This is a genomic window from Pseudomonas sp. GV105 (genome assembly GCF_003058185.1).
Taxonomy (GTDB): Bacteria; Pseudomonadota; Gammaproteobacteria; order Pseudomonadales; family Pseudomonadaceae; genus Aquipseudomonas; species Aquipseudomonas veronii.
On sequence record NZ_QBUF01000011.1, the window covers coordinates 103731 to 118587 of the forward strand.

The following is a 14857-nucleotide window of genomic DNA, read 5'->3' on the forward strand; positions in this document are numbered from 1 at the left end:
GGTGCTGGAAATCCGCCACCTGAAAACCCTGCACGCCTTGCGCGAGGCCGACAGCCTGGTCGAAGCCGCCGAACGCCTGCACTTGACCCAATCCGCCCTGTCCCACCAGTTCAAAGAACTGGAGGAGCGGTTGGGCATGCCGTTGTTCGTGCGCAAGACCAAACCGGTGCGTTTCACCAGCGCCGGCCTGCGCCTGCTGCAACTGGCGGACGCCACCCTGCCCCTGCTGCGCGGCGCCGAGCGCGACATTGCGCGCCTGGCCGGTGGCACCGCCGGGCGCCTGCACATGGCCATCGAATGCCACAGCTGCTTCCAGTGGCTGATGCCGACCATCGACCAGTTCCGCGATGCCTGGCCCGAGGTCGAGCTGGACCTGGCGTCCGGTTTCGCCTTCGCCCCGCTGCCGGCCCTGGCCCGTGGCGACCTGGATCTGGTGGTCACTTCCGACCCGCTGGAGCTGCCGGGCATCACGTATGTGCCGCTGTTCACCTACGAAGCCATGCTGGCCGTGGCCAACCAGCACCCCCTGGCGAACAAGTCGTACATCGTGCCGCAAGACCTGCTCAGCGAAACCCTGATCACCTACCCGGTGGAACGCGACCGCCTGGATATTTTCACCCGCTTCCTCGAACCCGCCGATGTCGAACCGGCCCAGGTACGCACCTCGGAGCTGACGGTGATGATGATGCAACTGGTCGCCAGCGGTCGTGGCGTTTGCGGCATGCCGCATTGGGCGCTGCATGAATACAGCTCGCGCGGTTACGTCAAGGCCAAGCGCCTGGGTGAGAAAGGCCTGTTTGCAACGCTGTATGCGGGGATTCGTGCAGACATGCTGGACGCGCCGTACATGCGCGACTTCCTGCTGACGGCCAAGGACACGTCGTTTTCCACACTGGATGGGGTCAGCGCCGTGCGTTGAGGGGCACGGCTCAGTCCTTGGAACCCGCCAATCAGGCGGTGGTGGTCAGCGATTTGCGATAAAACGGCAGGATCAGCTCACGCGTCAAGGGCGCCAGGTGCAGGCCGCCGTCTCCGGCCGGGTCGATCCAGCGCACTTCTTCGATCTCGGCGGCCGGGGTCACCGGCACGTCGATCCGTACCTGGAACAGTTCGGCTTGCACCGTAAAACCTGGCTCGTTGGCGGCCGGGGCCGAGAAACGACCGAGGTAGACCGCCTGGCTCGGCTCGATGCGCAAGTTCAGCTCTTCGTGCAGCTCACGGGCCAGCGCTTCGACCGGTTGTTCGCCGGCATCGATCTTGCCGCCCGGTTGCATGAATGCCTGAGTGCCGCGCTTGCGCACCAGCAACGTCTGGCCGTCGCCGCCGATCAGGAGCGCGGCGGCGATACGGATAGTGGTTGGCATGGACAAAATCACCTTGAATGCAAAGACACAATGATCCCATGAAGCGCCTCAGCTCAAAAGATGCGGCTCTTCCGGTTCGCGGATAAACACGCTGTACTTGGCGCCCTCCATGGCTTCAAACGCGATCAGCTTGTCCACCAGCGGCAAGTTGAGCACTTTGCCGGCATTGAGCAGCAACATGCCGTTATCGGCGTTGAGGTTGCGCGCCAGGATCATGCCGTCGGCCAGTTCGCGGGTGCTCAGCACTTTGACACTCGGGTCGCCCAGGGTCACGTCGTTGAGGAATGTGGCACAGGCCAGGACGAAGTCTTCGACCATGTCCGGATCATAGAGCCGCCCCGCGTACTTGCGGATGTACAACAGCGCTTCATCGCTGTTCATCTGCCGTTCCAGGATCAGGCCCTTCTGCAGTTCGATGAAGTCCACCGCCAGTTTGAGCAAGCGCGCGCCTAAGGGAATCGTTTCACCCTTGAGGTGATCGGGAAACCCGGTGCCGTCCCACCGCTCTTGGTGATGGCGGATCAGCCGTGCGGCGTCCTTCATCGGCTCGAGCGTCATCAGCAACGACTCGCTCTGCGCCGGGTATGCGCGATAGCGTTCGCGGTCGTTGCTGTGCAGCAGTTCCGACGGGACGGCCATCATGCCGTCGCTCCAGCTCAATTTGCCGATGTTGTAGAGCGCGGCGGCCATGGTCAGGTCACGGGCGCTGGCTTCGTCCAGCGCCTGGGCTTTGCAGTACACGCGGATCAGCTCGATCAACTGGCGGTTGGTCTGCTTCTGCTTGGGCAGGCGCAGGTTGGCCAGCAGCGAAAACACTTCGGTGCCGGTCACATAGCTGCGCTTGAGCTCGTCGTAGGCCAGGTCGAGCATGTCGGCGGTTTGCTGCAGCTCGCTGGTGCGCGCTTCGACGCGCTTTTCCAGGGTGGCGTTGAGGGCCTTCAACTGCTCGTTCTGATCGCGGGTCAACTGCTCAAGACGCACGCGCTCGCGTTCGGAATGCTGGTGTTCGAGGGACTGGCGCAACGTCAGGAGCATTTCCTCGTCGTTCCAGGGTTTGCTGATATAGCGGTGGATCTGACCTTCGTTGATCGCCTTGATCATCATGGTCATGTCGGCATAGCCGGTCAGCAGGATGCGCGTGGTGGCCGGGTACAGGCGGTGGGTCTCGGCCAGCAGCATCGCCCCGTCCATCGCGGGCATGCGCGCGTCGGTCATGAGCAGGTCGACGGGCTCGGCGGCCATGATTTCCAGGGCCTGGGCACCACTGCTGGCCAGCAGCACATCATAAGGCTGGCCCCGCAGCAGGCGGCGCAGGCTGTTGAGGATCGATTCTTCATCGTCGACCAGCAAAATAGTAGGTCGGTAAGGGGACGTCGTAGCAGTTTGTTCATCCATGGCGACACCTCCTGGCGATGGTACTCGGTTGCTTCATTGCGCCCTGGCGTGATCGATCGCTGTACTTGCATAAGCAATGAGCGCTAGATGCACGCTGGGGTAACTGAGGGTGATTTGACGCCAACTGGCGTACTTATTCAAGGGACCCGGCTATGCTAGTAGCATGAAGCCATGACTGTTCCCTGTTTATTGAAGCATTCAAGGTAAGGAAGCCCGATGCGTAAGAATCTTCAGTTGCCTGCGTCCCGGTGTCAGCCATGAATCCGTGCTCAGGAAGGGCCAATCGACGGGTGCTGATCGTCGATGACGCGGCCTCCATCCACGAGGATTTCCGCAAGATCCTGTGCGCCGATACCACAGGCGGCCAGTCCCTGGACAGCATCGAAGAAACCCTGTTCGGCACCGCCCCCACCGTGCGCCAGACTTTTGTGCTGGACTCTGCCTATCAGGGCCAGGAAGCCCTCGCCCTGGTCAACCAGGCCGTGGCCGACAACGCGCCCTACGCCCTGGTGTTCATCGATATGCGTATGCCGCCGGGCTGGGACGGCCTGGAAACCATCGAACAACTGTGGAACGTCGACCCGAACCTGCAGATCGCCCTGTGTACGGCCTACTCGGACTATTCCTTCGAAGCCATCGAAGCGCGCATCCAATACAGCGACCAGTTGCTGATCCTGAAAAAGCCGTTCGACAACCTGGAAATCCGCCAGATGGCCAGCGCGCTGACCTGGAAATGGCAGTTGGCCCAGGATGCCGCGCTCAAACTGATGGGGTTGGAGCGCACGGTCGAAGAACGCGTGCAGGAACTGCTGAAGGTCTCACACCTGCTGCAATACGATGCCCTGACCGAACTGCCCAACAGCACCCTGCTGGGCGACCGGCTGACGCAGGCCATTGCCGTCTGCAGGCGCCATGACACCCAGTTGGCCGTGATGTTTATCGGCCTGGACCGCTTCAAGCGCATCAACAATGCCCTGGGCTATCCGGTCGGCGATGAAATGCTCAAGCAGGTCAGCCAAAGCCTGGTGGCCACGGTGCGCGCGTCGGATTCGGTGTTTCGCTACGGCTCCGACCAGTTCGTGCTGATCCTCAACGACATCAAGCATCCCCAGCAAACCCAGTACATTGCCGAAAAACTGCTCGGCGCCATCAGCACGACACACTATGTGGCTGGGCATGACTTGAATGTCACCGCAAGCCTGGGCATCAGCATTTACCCCAACGACAGTTTCAGCGCGGTGGAGCTGATCAAGAACGCCGAAACCGCCATGCACACCAGCAAAGCCCATGGCCCCAACGACTTCAGTTTCTTCGTCAACGAGATGAACCTGCGCGCCCAGGCCCAGCAGAGCCTGGAAAGCGCGATCCGGCAGGGCTTGCAGCGCAATGAGTTCATATTGCACTACCAACCGAAACTGGATTTGAGCAGCGGGCGGATCGTCGGCGCCGAAGCCCTGATTCGCTGGCACCAGCCCGACCACGGCTGGATCTACCCGTCAGCCTTCATTCCCGTGGCCGAAGACAGCGGCCTGATCGTGCCCTTGAGCCAATGGGTGTTGCGCCAAGCCTGCGAGCAAGCACAAGCCTGGCGCGCCGCCGGCCTGCCTGCAGTGTGTATCTCGGTGAATATTTCGGCGATTGATTTTCGCCAGCGCAATTTTGTCGCCAACCTGGCGGCCATTCTGCAACGCACCGGCCTGATGCCCAGTTTGCTTGAACTGGAAATCACCGAGAGCGTACTGATGCAAAACGTCGAAGACACGCTCGTCACCCTGCAAGACATCAAAGCCTTGGGCGTGCGGCTGTCGATCGACGATTTCGGCACCGGCTATTCCAGCCTCAGTTACTTGCGCCGGTTTCCCATCGATGTGTTGAAGATCGATCAATCCTTCGTGCGCGGCCTGGGCGAAAACAGCCAGGACGCACAACTGATCAGTGCCATCATCAGCCTGGGCAAGAGCCTGGACTTGGACATCATTGCTGAAGGCGTCGAAACGCTTGAGCAATTGGCGTTCCTCAGAGCCCACCGTTGTGAGGAGGGCCAGGGTTTCCTGTTCAGCAAAGCCGTGGCGGCCGCTGAATTCGCCCAATTGATGCAAGCCGGGCAACGCAGCCTGATGCCCCCCCAGTGACTGTCTATTCAAGGAACGAACGCTTGATCCGTCCCCTCACCCGCTCTCCTCGCCCGTCACCCTGGGCACTCGGCCTTGCCGTCGCCCTCGGGGTTGGCGCCGCCCTGCCCGCGGCGGCCGCGCCACTGGATGAGCCGCTCAAACCACTGCCGCCGGTGCCGCTGCTGGATGTGGCAACAGTTGAGCTGGGCCGCCAGTTGTTCAACGAGAAACGCCTGTCGGTCAATGACAGCCTGTCCTGTGCCAGTTGCCACCAGCTGGCAACGGGCGGGGGCGATGACAAGCCGTTTTCCTTGGGCTTTGATGGCAAGCCGGTCAAACTCAACACACCCACGGTGTTCAACGCCAGCCTGAATTTCAAGCAGTTCTGGGACGGTCGGGTGGATACCCTCGAGGCCCAGATCGAACAAGTGGTCATCAGCCCGGTGGAAATGGGCAGCGACTGGAAAACCGTGGTCGACAACCTCACCGCCATGCCGCAGTACCAGGCCGCCTTCAGTCAGGTGTACCCCGACGGCGTGACGGCGGCCAACGTGCAAAATGCCCTGGCGACGTATGAACGCACACTGCTCACGCCCAACTCCCGCTTCGACCAATACCTGCTGGGCAATACCGATATCCTCACGATCGAAGAAAAATACGGCTACCAACGCTTCAAGGAATATGGCTGCATCGCCTGCCATCAAGGCATGAATATCGGCGGCAACATGTTCCAGAAGTTCGGCGTGATGGATGATTATTTCAAGGGCCGCACGCCCGCCGAGACCGACCTGGGCCGCTATCTGGTGACCCACGACGAAGAAGACCGTAACGTGTTCAAGGTGCCCAGCCTGCGCAATGTCGCCGTCACCGCGCCGTATTTTCACAACGCCTCGGCCAAGACCCTCGAAGAAGCCGTGGATGTGATGTTCAGATTCCAACTGGGGCGCGTGCCCTCCGCGGAAGACAAGGACCAGATCATCAAGTTTCTCAAGACCCTGACCGGCCAATGGGCGGGCAAACCTTTATGAGCAGACGGTCATGAGACTCTCCCGCCACTACGTCATCCAACTACTACTGGGCACCGCGACCCTGCTGCTGGCATCGATACTGGTGTTCCTGTACATCAAATCAAGTACTGACCAGACCAGCCGTTACACCGAATCCCGCGACCTGATCCGCCAGATGCAGCAGCTCAACGCCCAGTGGGACAGTGAGGTGCTCAAGGCCAGAATCGCCCTGACCCACAATTACGACCCCCTGGTGACGCCGCTGACGCAGATCACAAGAATCTGGGAGGAACTGCGCCAGCACGAGTCGTATCACGCGCCCAAAGACCTGCCCGGCTGGCAAGCCAGCCTGGATGCCGGTCAGGCGGCGATCCAGGACAAAGCGCGGCTGGTCGACCAGTTCAAGTCCCATAACGCAGTGCTGCGCAACTCCCTGGCGTTCCTGCCGACCGCTGAAAACGATATCCAGGCCGCGTTCACGCGGCTCGATGACGAGCAGCGGCTGCCGCTGCAAAGCGTGGCCACCGACACCTATGACCTGCTGCTCAGCAGCATGGAATTCGCCCAGGTTGCCAGCGACGACCGCGCGGCCGAGATTCTGTTGGGCCTGAACCTGCTGGCGGTGAACAAAGAACGCTTGCCGGCCGACTTCCACCTGCCGGTGGAGATTCTCAGCAACCACGTCGCGCTGATCCTGCGCGAACAGCCGCTGGTCAACACCTTGTTGGAACGCATCGCCGCGGTTCCCGTGGCCGAACGCCTGGACGAACTGACCACCCACCTCAACCAGGATCAGCAGGCCGCCGACCTGATCGACCAGAAGTATCACAACTACTTGCTGGTGTTCTCCACCCTGCTAGTGGCATTGCTGCTGTACCTGGCCATCAGGCTGTTGCGCAGTTTCACCGTGATCAACCGCGTCAACCGCGCCCTGCACACCGCCAATGCCAGCCTGGAACAGCGCGTGGAAAAACGCACGCGCCAGCTCAGGGATGCGCAAAGCGAACTGCTCGACAGCGCCCGCCAGGCCGGCATGGCGGAAATCGCAACCAATGTGCTGCACAACGTGGGCAACGTGCTCAACAGCGTGAACATCTCCGCCGACCTGGTCGCCCGTAAGCTGCGCACCAGCAAAGCACTGGGGTTGGGCAAGGCCATGCAGTTGATCAACGAACACCCCGATGACCTGGGCACTTACCTGCGCGAAGACGAAAAAGGCAAACTGCTGCCGGGCTACCTCAACCAATTGGTGGAAGCCATCGCCGTCGAGCAACAGGGCCTGACCGACGAGCTGGCGCAATTGAGCAAAAGCGTCGACCACATCAAGGACATCGTCTCCACCCAGCAATCCTACGCCGGCGTTTCCAGCGTGCTGGAGCCCTTGCAGGTCAGCGCCCTGATGGACGACGCGCTGCGCATGAATTCCGGCGCGCTGAATCGCCATCATGTGACGGTGGTCAAGGAATACGCCGACGTACCGCAGATCATGGCCGACAAACACCGGCTGCTGCTGATCATGGTCAACCTGATCAGCAACGCCAAGTACGCCATGTCCAACCTGACCGACCGGCCTCGGCAGATTACGTTGTCGATCCAGACGGTAGAGGACAACATCCTGCAAATCAGCGTCAAAGACGAAGGTGAAGGCATCCCCGCCGAAAACATGACGCGGATCTTCACCCACGGCTTCACCACTCGCAAGGAAGGTCATGGCTTCGGTCTGCACAGCTGCGCCCTGGCGGCGATTGAAATGAATGGCCGGCTTACCGCCTATAGCGATGGTCCGGGCAAAGGCGCGCTGTTCACCTTGCAAATCCCCCTCAACGATGCTGCAGGCCCCGCATGAACCAACCACCGAACCGGCGCATTCTGCTGATCGACGACACGCCCTCGATTCACGAAGATTTTCGCAAGATCCTCAAGCCGCCCCTGGAACAGAACCAGGCCCTGGACGCGATGGAAGCCGCGCTGTTCGGCACCAGCGACAAACAGCCGCAAAGCCCGCTGTTCGAGCTGGACTCCGCCTACGGTGGGCAGGAAGGTTTACAACTGCTCGAGGCGGCCATGGCGGCGCAACTGCCCTATGCCCTGGCCTTCGTCGACATGCGTATGCCCCAGGGCTGGGACGGCGCGCAAACCATCGAAGAACTGTGGAAGGTCGACCCGAACCTGCAGGTGGTGGTGTGTACGGCGTACTCGGATTATTCCTGGGAAGAGCTGCTGTTTCGCCTGCGTGCCCATGACCGGCTGCTGATCCTGAAAAAGCCGTTCGACAATATCGAAGTCCAGCAAATGGCCAACACCCTGACCGCCAAATGGGACATGGCCCGCCGCGCGTCCTTGCAAACCAGCCACCTGGAGCTGTTGGTGGAACAGCGTACCCAAGCGCTGACCCAGGCCAGCCAGGCCCTGCAACAGGAGATCGACGAACGCAAACAGCTCGAAAGCCAGTTGGTGCAATCGGAAAAACTGGCGTCCCTGGGGCAACTGGCCGCGGGCGTGGCGCACGAGATCAACAACCCGGTAGGGTTCATTTCCTCCAACCTCGGCACCCTCGAAGGCTATTTCAAACAGCTGCAGCAGATGCTCGATGCCTACCGCCAGGCCGAAGCCGCGATCGGCGATGATCAGCTCCAAGCCCTGCGCCAACGCCTGGACCTGGACTTTCTCAGGGAAGATATTCCGACACTGATTCACGAATCCAAGGAAGGCATTGGCCGTGTGGCGCAGATCGTCAAGGACTTGAAAGACTTTTCCCGAGTGGACACCGACCAGACCTGGCAGTGGGCAAACCTGCAACAAGGCATCGATTCGACCCTGAACATCGTCGCCAGCGAGCTCAAGTACAAAGCCGACGTCATCAAGCACTATGCGCCCTTGCCGGAAATCGAATGCCTGGCCTCGCAGCTCAACCAAGTGGTGATGAACCTGGTGATCAACGCAGCGCAAGCCATCGGGCCGGAGCGCGGCACCATAACCATCAGCAACGGCGTGGACGGCGAGAACATCTGGCTGGAAATCGCGGACAACGGCTGCGGGATTGCCCCGGACGCCCAGCTGAAAATCTTCGATCCGTTCTTCACCACCAAGCCGGTGGGCGAAGGCACGGGGTTGGGGCTGTCACTCTCCTACGGCATCGTCAAGAAACACCATGGCGAAATCTCCGTCAGCAGCGAACTGGGCAAAGGCACCACGTTCCGGGTAGTGCTGCCCATTCGCCAAACAGCGGTGTAGGCCCGTTCGAAAAAGCATCACGCAACGGTTGGATCAACGCCCGAACTTTCCATCGAGTTCGAATAGGACCCGATACGAGCTCATGCGCAATGCGCAACTCTCTCGACTTCTTTGTAAATCTGGGCGCCTTTGGCAATTTCCGCAGTGCGCAGATCATAGGCGGTCTGCAGGTTCAGCCAGAACTGTGCAGATGTCTCCAACGCGACTGCCAGGCGTAATGCAACGTCCGCACTGATGCTCCGACGCATCAATACAATGTCATTCACCGTAGGGGCGGAAACATGCAGCGCCCTTGCGAGAGCGGCTGCGGTCAGGCCCAGCGGTTCCAGGTACTCTTCCTTGAGTATTTCCCCAGGATGTACAGGTCGCATGCCATTCTTAAACATCATTCACCTCAGTGGTAATCCACAATTTCAACATTTTCAGGGCCGTGAGGCCCCCAAATGAAACAGACCCGGAATTGACCATTGATTCGGATACTGTGTTGCCCCCCTCTGTCACCGTATAACGGTTCCAGCCTATTCCCGGGCGGTGAGCGCAAGTCAGCGAGTTCAACCGCCGCATCCAGCATGCTCAGCTGTCGTTCCACCACGGAAACGACAGCGGACCAACGTCGGGTTCGACCGGTTTCAAACAGTTTTGGGGTTTCGGCGCATTTAAAGCTTCTGATCATCGCTTAATGCTTAACGTTATTCGTTAATGACCAGTTCTACATGGGTTGTCGATATATTCAACCGACAGTTGAATAGGCGCTGAGGGAGGGCGACGAGCGGTCAGTGCCGCCGTCAAAAAAAGCCGCTCCAGACACTGGAACGGCCTTAGAGGTAAGGCCGGAACGCCTCACGCCAACTGTCTATATCGGGCCAGTCCGCCGTGTCTATGCGACCCAAGCGAATGCACCTACAGGTTGTTCAGGGTTTCCTTACTGGCGCAGAATGCCGCACCGACCAGAAGAGTCCGATCCCAAGGTAACCGTATGAGCCTGTCCTTGCTAAGCCGCTACGCGGTGTTTGCCGTATGCGTGATGTTTACCCTCGCCAGCCTGCCCTTTGTCGAACATGAATGGTTATGGCCCATTACCCTGGTCACCGGCGTCCTCAGCCTGCTCGGCCTCTTCGACCTGCTGCAAAGCCGCCACGCGATACGCCGCAACTACCCGATCCTGGGCAATATCCGTTACCTGGTCGAGGGCATTCGCCCGGAGATCCGCCAGTACCTGCTGGAGTCCGACAGCGACGCCCTGCCCTTTTCCCGGGCGCAACGCTCATTGGTCTACTCGCGCGCCAAGAACGAAACCGCCGACAAACCCTTCGGTACCTTGATCGACGTGTACCAGTCGGGCTTCGAGTTCATCAGCCACTCCATGCGCCCCGCGCCGTTGACTGACCCGAGCTCGTTTCGTGTGATGGTCGGCGGCCCGCAATGCAAGCGGCCGTACTCGGCCTCGGTATTCAATATCTCGGCCATGAGCTTCGGCTCTCTGAGCGCCAACGCGATCCGCGCGCTCAACCAGGGCGCCAAGCTGGGTAACTTCGCCCACGACACCGGCGAAGGCAGCATCAGCCCCTACCACCGCGAAAACGGCGGCGACCTGACCTGGGAACTGGGCAGCGGCTACTTCGGCTGCCGTACCCGCGACGGCCATTTCGACCCGGAACGCTTCGCGGTGCAGGCCCAGAACCCGCAAGTACGCATGATTGAAATCAAAATGAGCCAGGGCGCCAAGCCTGGCCATGGCGGGATTCTGCCCAAGCACAAGGTCACCCAGGAAATCGCCGAGACACGCGGCATCCTGATGGGCGAAGATTGCGTCTCGCCGTCGCGCCACAGCGCGTTTTCCACGCCTATCGAGTTGATGCATTTCATCGCCCAATTGCGTGAGTTGTCCGGCGGCAAGCCGGTGGGCTTCAAGTTCTGCCTCGGTCATCCGTGGGAATTCATGGGCATCGCCAAGGCCATGCTCGAAACCGGCATCCTCCCCGACTTTATCGTGGTCGACGGCAAGGAGGGCGGCACTGGCGCCGCGCCCGTGGAGTTCACCGACCACATCGGCGTGCCGCTGCGCGACGGCCTGTTGTTCGTCCACAACACCCTGGTGGGCTTGAACCTGCGCGACAAGATCAAACTCGGCGCCAGCGGCAAGATCGTCAGCGCCTTCGACATCGCCAGCGTCCTGGCCATCGGCGCCGACTGGGCCAACTCGGCGCGCGGCTTCATGTTCGCCATCGGCTGCATCCAGTCGCAAAGCTGTCACACCAACAAATGCCCGACCGGCGTCGCCACCCAGGACCCACTGCGCCAACGCGCCCTGGTCGTGCCGGACAAGGCCCAGCGCGTGTTCAACTTCCACCGCAACACCCTCAAGGCCCTGGCCGAAATGCTCGCGGCAGCGGGCCTGGAACACCCGTCGCAACTGTCGGCCAAGCATCTGGTGCGACGCATGTCGGCGACCGAGATCAAGCTGTTCTCACAGCTGCATGTGTTCCTCAAGCCTGGGGAATTGCTGACTGGGGAAGTGAACGGCGAGTTTTATTCGCGCATGTGGCAGATGGCGCGGGCGGATAGTTTTGAGCCCAGTGAAGTAAAAGTGGCTTGAGCACAATCCTGCCTCCTCCCCATACGAACACCTACAGGAAAAAGACAGGGGCAGCCGCCGACATTCATCATCAGCGGCTTACTCGCATACCTCAACATCAGTTATCGGATTCGCTTCGCATATAACATAAAGCTCAAGAATCTGATCACCTTTACGCTCTTGATGTACAGAGCGCCAGTTATGGGGAAATCGAATGGCGGACCGCTGCGCCTGCTCAAAATTTGCGATCCACCATACGCGACGAGTTGGCGGGATAAGCCCTTCAAAGCTATCGACATAAGTGCTCTCTGGATATTTATCCATCGGCATAGAAAAACCTTTGCCATTGGGTCGGCCTGATCGCCCATCCGAAGTAGGCGGCGTATATAATAAAACCCTGCTTCTGCCTTTATCGTAATAAATTGCAGCGTAAAATATATAGGGATCATATACAATTATTGCATCGCCCGGCCTACGCCCTTGCTCATACTCAAGCATCAGCTCATTCATTTTATCAACCTGAACCCTACTTGGATTATTCATTGTGGTTTCACCCCAATAAAAATTCATCAATCCAAAAATTTCAACACTTAAAAATACCATAGTCGAGACTACAAACAACACCGCATTTTTAATTTTATCAACGGCCACAGCCATAACAACAGCAAGCATTACTGCCGAAAAAAACAAATATCGCTCTACAAACAAAGGTTTTACCAAAGAGATGAGAAAACCCCCTAGCACAGGAACAAAAAAACACACAGCAATTAACACCTGAGAAGACCATTTGCTTTTGTCATTGAAAAGAACTGCCAAACCACTTATCCAACACACCACGGGCAACATCCAATAAACCACGCTCTGATAATCCTTAGCATCCTCTAATATAAGAAATCGCCATATTGCGGAAGGCAAGCTGTACCACGTTACCTCTGAAATCCACCCTATCGCCCAAGTGTTATGAGTCTGATTGATAAAGCTCGGTAACCAGGGGGCAAATAGCAGAGCGATCGCAATATTTGCCAACCACCAAGCCGGAGCTGATATATAGCTATTCACTCCAGGCTTGCGAAACTGCAGAAACACAATGTACAGCCAGTGTGAAAGCGCACAAAACACTGCAAAATAATGAGTATAAAACCCCGCCCCCATCAGTAACACATAGATCACCAAGTAGCCTGTTCTGGCAGAATCCCTGACCCAACACACCAGTGCGATTGTGGCAGCCGTTAGTAACAACCCCATCAGCGCATACATGCGTACATCCTGGCTATAGCGCACTGCAATAGGCAACAAGGCAAGAAATAACCCGGCTATCAAGGATGCCCGGCGCGTAGAGATCAGCCTGGCTAATACCATACCCAAAATTACATTCAGGACGCCTACGACTGCACTGAACCCCCTCATCCAGATTAAGCTATCGCTGCCCGCCCCCTGCATCACGGCCCGCAGTATAAAATAATAAAGAGGCGGGTGAACATCCACAGTGCTCAACACCCATATATCAGAGTACGAATACGTGACAAACAACAGACTAAATGCCTCATCAGACCAGATAGACGCACCCGTTAAGTTATAGAATCGGAGTGCTACAGCAAGCCCGACAATCATTAAAAAAAAAGGCAAATCACGCGTAAACCCAATTGAAGCCAACGTATTTTTTAGGTTCACTTACTCATCTCCGATTCATTATCCGGCCTTTGAAATTGACATTTACCTGAACTATTCAACACATCCTTCACCACATACCTCGGCCGATGCTTGGCCTCCATATAAATCCGCCCCACATACTCGCCCAATATCCCGATCCCGATCAGTTGCACCCCACCCAAAAACAAGATCGCCGTCATCAACGACGGATACCCCGGCACCGCATTGCCAAACAACACTTTGTCCACCACCAGATACCCGGCGTACACCAGCGCCAGCAGCGAAATACCGCCGCCGATATAGCTCCACAACCGCAGCGGCAAGGTGCTGAACGAGGTGACTCCATCCAGTGCCAGGTTCCACAGTTTCCAGGCGTTGAACTTGCTCTGGCCGACAGCACGGGGCGCGCGGTCGTACTCGACAATCGCGACGTTGAAGCCGGCCCAGGACAACACGCCTTTCATGAACAGTTGCTGCTCGGGCAAGGCCTTGATCACGTCCACCACCTTGCGGTCCATCAACCGGAAGTCGCCGACGTTTTCTTCAATGTGTGTGTAGGAAATACGATTGAGCAGGTGATAGAACAGCGACGCACTGCGGCGTTTGAGGTAGCCGTCGCTGGAGCGATCCCTGCGTTTGGCCAATACCACGTCGGCGCCTTTTTGCCATTCGGCCAACAGGTGCGGGATGACCTCGACCGGGTCTTGCAGGTCCACGTCCATCGGGATTACCGCATCTCCGGTGGCATATTCGAGCCCGGCGAACAGCGCGGCTTCTTTGCCGAAGTTACGCGAGAAGTTGATCAGCACCACGCCGCTATCGGCCAAGGCGATAGCCCGGGCATGCTCGGCGGTGCGGTCGGAACTGCCGTCGTTGATAAACACGATCTCAAGCGTCTGCTCGTGCAACGAGGCCTCTTGCCGCACGCTGCGGTAAAACACGCCCAGCGCCTGCTCCTCGTTATACACAGGCACCACCAGCGAGACCCTCATTGCCCACGCTCGCGAAACACCACCCACCGGGACAGCAAAAACCCGCACACCAGGCTGATCAGCGAAAACACCGCCACGGTGAGAATCCCCGGCACCTGCCAACGATCCGCCAGCCACCCCACGCCCAGGCTCACACCGCCCATGCAGGCCATGAACAGCGCGTAACGCGGCAGCGAAGGGGGCATGGCAAAGGTGTAGATCGCGTTGACATAAAACGAAAAGGACGCTGCCACGCAAAACGCGAGGACATTACTCACCGCCTGGCTGAGCTCCAATGCGGCCCGGAACACGAAAAACAGCTGCCAATGGATCAGCGTATTGGCGATGCCAATCACTGTGTAGCTGGAGAATCCCTTCCACAATCTGGTCATACCGTTGCCCCGTCAGGCCTTGCTCTAGCAAGCCACGGCGCCTGCGGTCCGTCTACTGTCAGAATTAACAGGTAGCCCCCCACGCCATTGAGACATTCAGTAATACCCAGCCTTTGCAATCGCTTACAAATACCGCCAACCTGCGCCCGCTCGAC

The 14857-nt window shown here is 58.6% G+C and carries 13 protein-coding genes; 6 read left to right on the top strand and 7 right to left on the bottom strand.

Features of this window, described 5'->3' with window-relative positions:
- The first annotated feature begins 1 nt into the window (after nucleotide 1).
- Nucleotides 2-919: a transcriptional regulator MetR gene (metR, locus tag C8K66_RS21480; protein ID WP_017844590.1), complete on the top strand. Its 918-nt coding sequence runs from the start codon at nucleotides 2-4 to the stop codon at nucleotides 917-919.
- Nucleotides 920-950: 31 nt separating this feature from the next.
- Here metR and C8K66_RS21485 read toward each other — a convergent pair whose 3' ends face one another.
- Nucleotides 951-1364: an NUDIX domain-containing protein gene (locus C8K66_RS21485; RefSeq protein ID WP_017844589.1), complete on the bottom strand. Its 414-nt coding sequence runs from the start codon at nucleotides 1362-1364 to the stop codon at nucleotides 951-953.
- A gap of 48 nt (nucleotides 1365-1412) precedes the next feature.
- Entirely contained in the window at nucleotides 1413-2759 is a 1347-nt protein-coding gene (locus C8K66_RS21490; RefSeq protein WP_079442941.1) for an HD domain-containing phosphohydrolase, read from the bottom strand.
- Nucleotides 2760-3016: 257 nt separating this feature from the next.
- Here C8K66_RS21490 and C8K66_RS21495 point away from each other — a divergent pair, with 257 nt between their 5' ends.
- The 4 genes from C8K66_RS21495 to C8K66_RS21510 are packed head-to-tail and all read left to right on the top strand — an operon-like array spanning nucleotide 3017 to nucleotide 9114.
- Nucleotides 3017-4891: a bifunctional diguanylate cyclase/phosphodiesterase gene (locus tag C8K66_RS21495; RefSeq protein ID WP_108525878.1), complete on the top strand. Its 1875-nt coding sequence runs from the start codon at nucleotides 3017-3019 to the stop codon at nucleotides 4889-4891.
- Nucleotides 4892-4914: 23 nt separating this feature from the next.
- Complete coding sequence (locus tag C8K66_RS21500; protein ID WP_108525880.1) at nucleotides 4915-5901, top strand: cytochrome-c peroxidase; 987 nt, start codon at nucleotides 4915-4917, stop codon at nucleotides 5899-5901.
- Nucleotides 5902-5911: 10 nt separating this feature from the next.
- Entirely contained in the window at nucleotides 5912-7726 is a 1815-nt protein-coding gene (locus tag C8K66_RS21505; protein WP_046384560.1) for a DAHL domain-containing protein, read from the top strand.
- Nucleotides 7723-9114 carry an ATP-binding protein gene (locus C8K66_RS21510; protein ID WP_046384561.1) on the top strand — a complete coding sequence of 464 codons (1392 nt, stop codon included), beginning with the start codon at nucleotides 7723-7725 and terminating at the stop codon, nucleotides 9112-9114. Before C8K66_RS21505 ends, C8K66_RS21510 begins: the two co-directional genes overlap by 4 nt.
- A gap of 80 nt (nucleotides 9115-9194) precedes the next feature.
- Here C8K66_RS21510 and C8K66_RS21515 read toward each other — a convergent pair whose 3' ends face one another.
- Nucleotides 9195-9500 carry a HigA family addiction module antitoxin gene (locus tag C8K66_RS21515; protein WP_017844583.1) on the bottom strand — a complete coding sequence of 102 codons (306 nt, stop codon included), beginning with the start codon at nucleotides 9498-9500 and terminating at the stop codon, nucleotides 9195-9197.
- An 8-nt stretch (nucleotides 9501-9508) separates the two neighbouring features.
- Nucleotides 9509-9787 carry a type II toxin-antitoxin system RelE/ParE family toxin gene (locus C8K66_RS21520; RefSeq protein WP_108525882.1) on the bottom strand — a complete coding sequence of 93 codons (279 nt, stop codon included), beginning with the start codon at nucleotides 9785-9787 and terminating at the stop codon, nucleotides 9509-9511.
- 303 nt (nucleotides 9788-10090) lie between these two features.
- Here C8K66_RS21520 and C8K66_RS21525 point away from each other — a divergent pair, with 303 nt between their 5' ends.
- A complete protein-coding gene (locus C8K66_RS21525; RefSeq protein WP_057004330.1) occupies nucleotides 10091-11710 on the top strand; it encodes an FMN-binding glutamate synthase family protein in 1620 nt (539 codons plus the stop codon).
- 78 nt (nucleotides 11711-11788) lie between these two features.
- Here C8K66_RS21525 and C8K66_RS21530 read toward each other — a convergent pair whose 3' ends face one another.
- From C8K66_RS21530 to C8K66_RS21540, 3 genes are read right to left on the bottom strand one after another with little or no spacing between them, the layout of a single operon-like run.
- Nucleotides 11789-13360, bottom strand: a complete 1572-nt coding sequence (locus tag C8K66_RS21530) for a glycosyltransferase family 39 protein (protein WP_108525884.1) — start codon at nucleotides 13358-13360, stop codon at nucleotides 11789-11791.
- Nucleotides 13357-14331: a glycosyltransferase family 2 protein gene (locus C8K66_RS21535; protein WP_046384564.1), complete on the bottom strand. Its 975-nt coding sequence runs from the start codon at nucleotides 14329-14331 to the stop codon at nucleotides 13357-13359. The genes C8K66_RS21530 and C8K66_RS21535 overlap by 4 nt, the downstream gene beginning before the upstream one ends.
- The gene (locus C8K66_RS21540) at nucleotides 14328-14702 is read right to left on the bottom strand and encodes a GtrA family protein (protein ID WP_046384565.1); all 375 of its coding nucleotides are present in this window, start codon (nucleotides 14700-14702) and stop codon (nucleotides 14328-14330) included. The genes C8K66_RS21535 and C8K66_RS21540 overlap by 4 nt, the downstream gene beginning before the upstream one ends.
- Between the last annotated feature and the right edge of the window lie 155 nt (nucleotides 14703-14857).

Coding starts and splice junctions, on each gene's coding strand:
- C8K66_RS21535 (WP_046384564.1), bottom strand. CDS start 14,331: ATGAGGGTCTCGCTGGTGGTGCCTGTGTATAACGAGGAGCAGGCGCTG.
- C8K66_RS21490 (WP_079442941.1), bottom strand. CDS start 2,759: ATGGATGAACAAACTGCTACGACGTCCCCTTACCGACCTACTATTTTG.
- C8K66_RS21495 (WP_108525878.1), top strand. CDS start 3,017: ATGAATCCGTGCTCAGGAAGGGCCAATCGACGGGTGCTGATCGTCGAT.
- C8K66_RS21510 (WP_046384561.1), top strand. CDS start 7,723: ATGAACCAACCACCGAACCGGCGCATTCTGCTGATCGACGACACGCCC.
- C8K66_RS21485 (WP_017844589.1), bottom strand. CDS start 1,364: ATGCCAACCACTATCCGTATCGCCGCCGCGCTCCTGATCGGCGGCGAC.
- C8K66_RS21515 (WP_017844583.1), bottom strand. CDS start 9,500: ATGTTTAAGAATGGCATGCGACCTGTACATCCTGGGGAAATACTCAAG.
- C8K66_RS21520 (WP_108525882.1), bottom strand. CDS start 9,787: ATGATCAGAAGCTTTAAATGCGCCGAAACCCCAAAACTGTTTGAAACC.
- C8K66_RS21540 (WP_046384565.1), bottom strand. CDS start 14,702: ATGACCAGATTGTGGAAGGGATTCTCCAGCTACACAGTGATTGGCATC.
- C8K66_RS21505 (WP_046384560.1), top strand. CDS start 5,912: ATGAGACTCTCCCGCCACTACGTCATCCAACTACTACTGGGCACCGCG.
- C8K66_RS21525 (WP_057004330.1), top strand. CDS start 10,091: ATGAGCCTGTCCTTGCTAAGCCGCTACGCGGTGTTTGCCGTATGCGTG.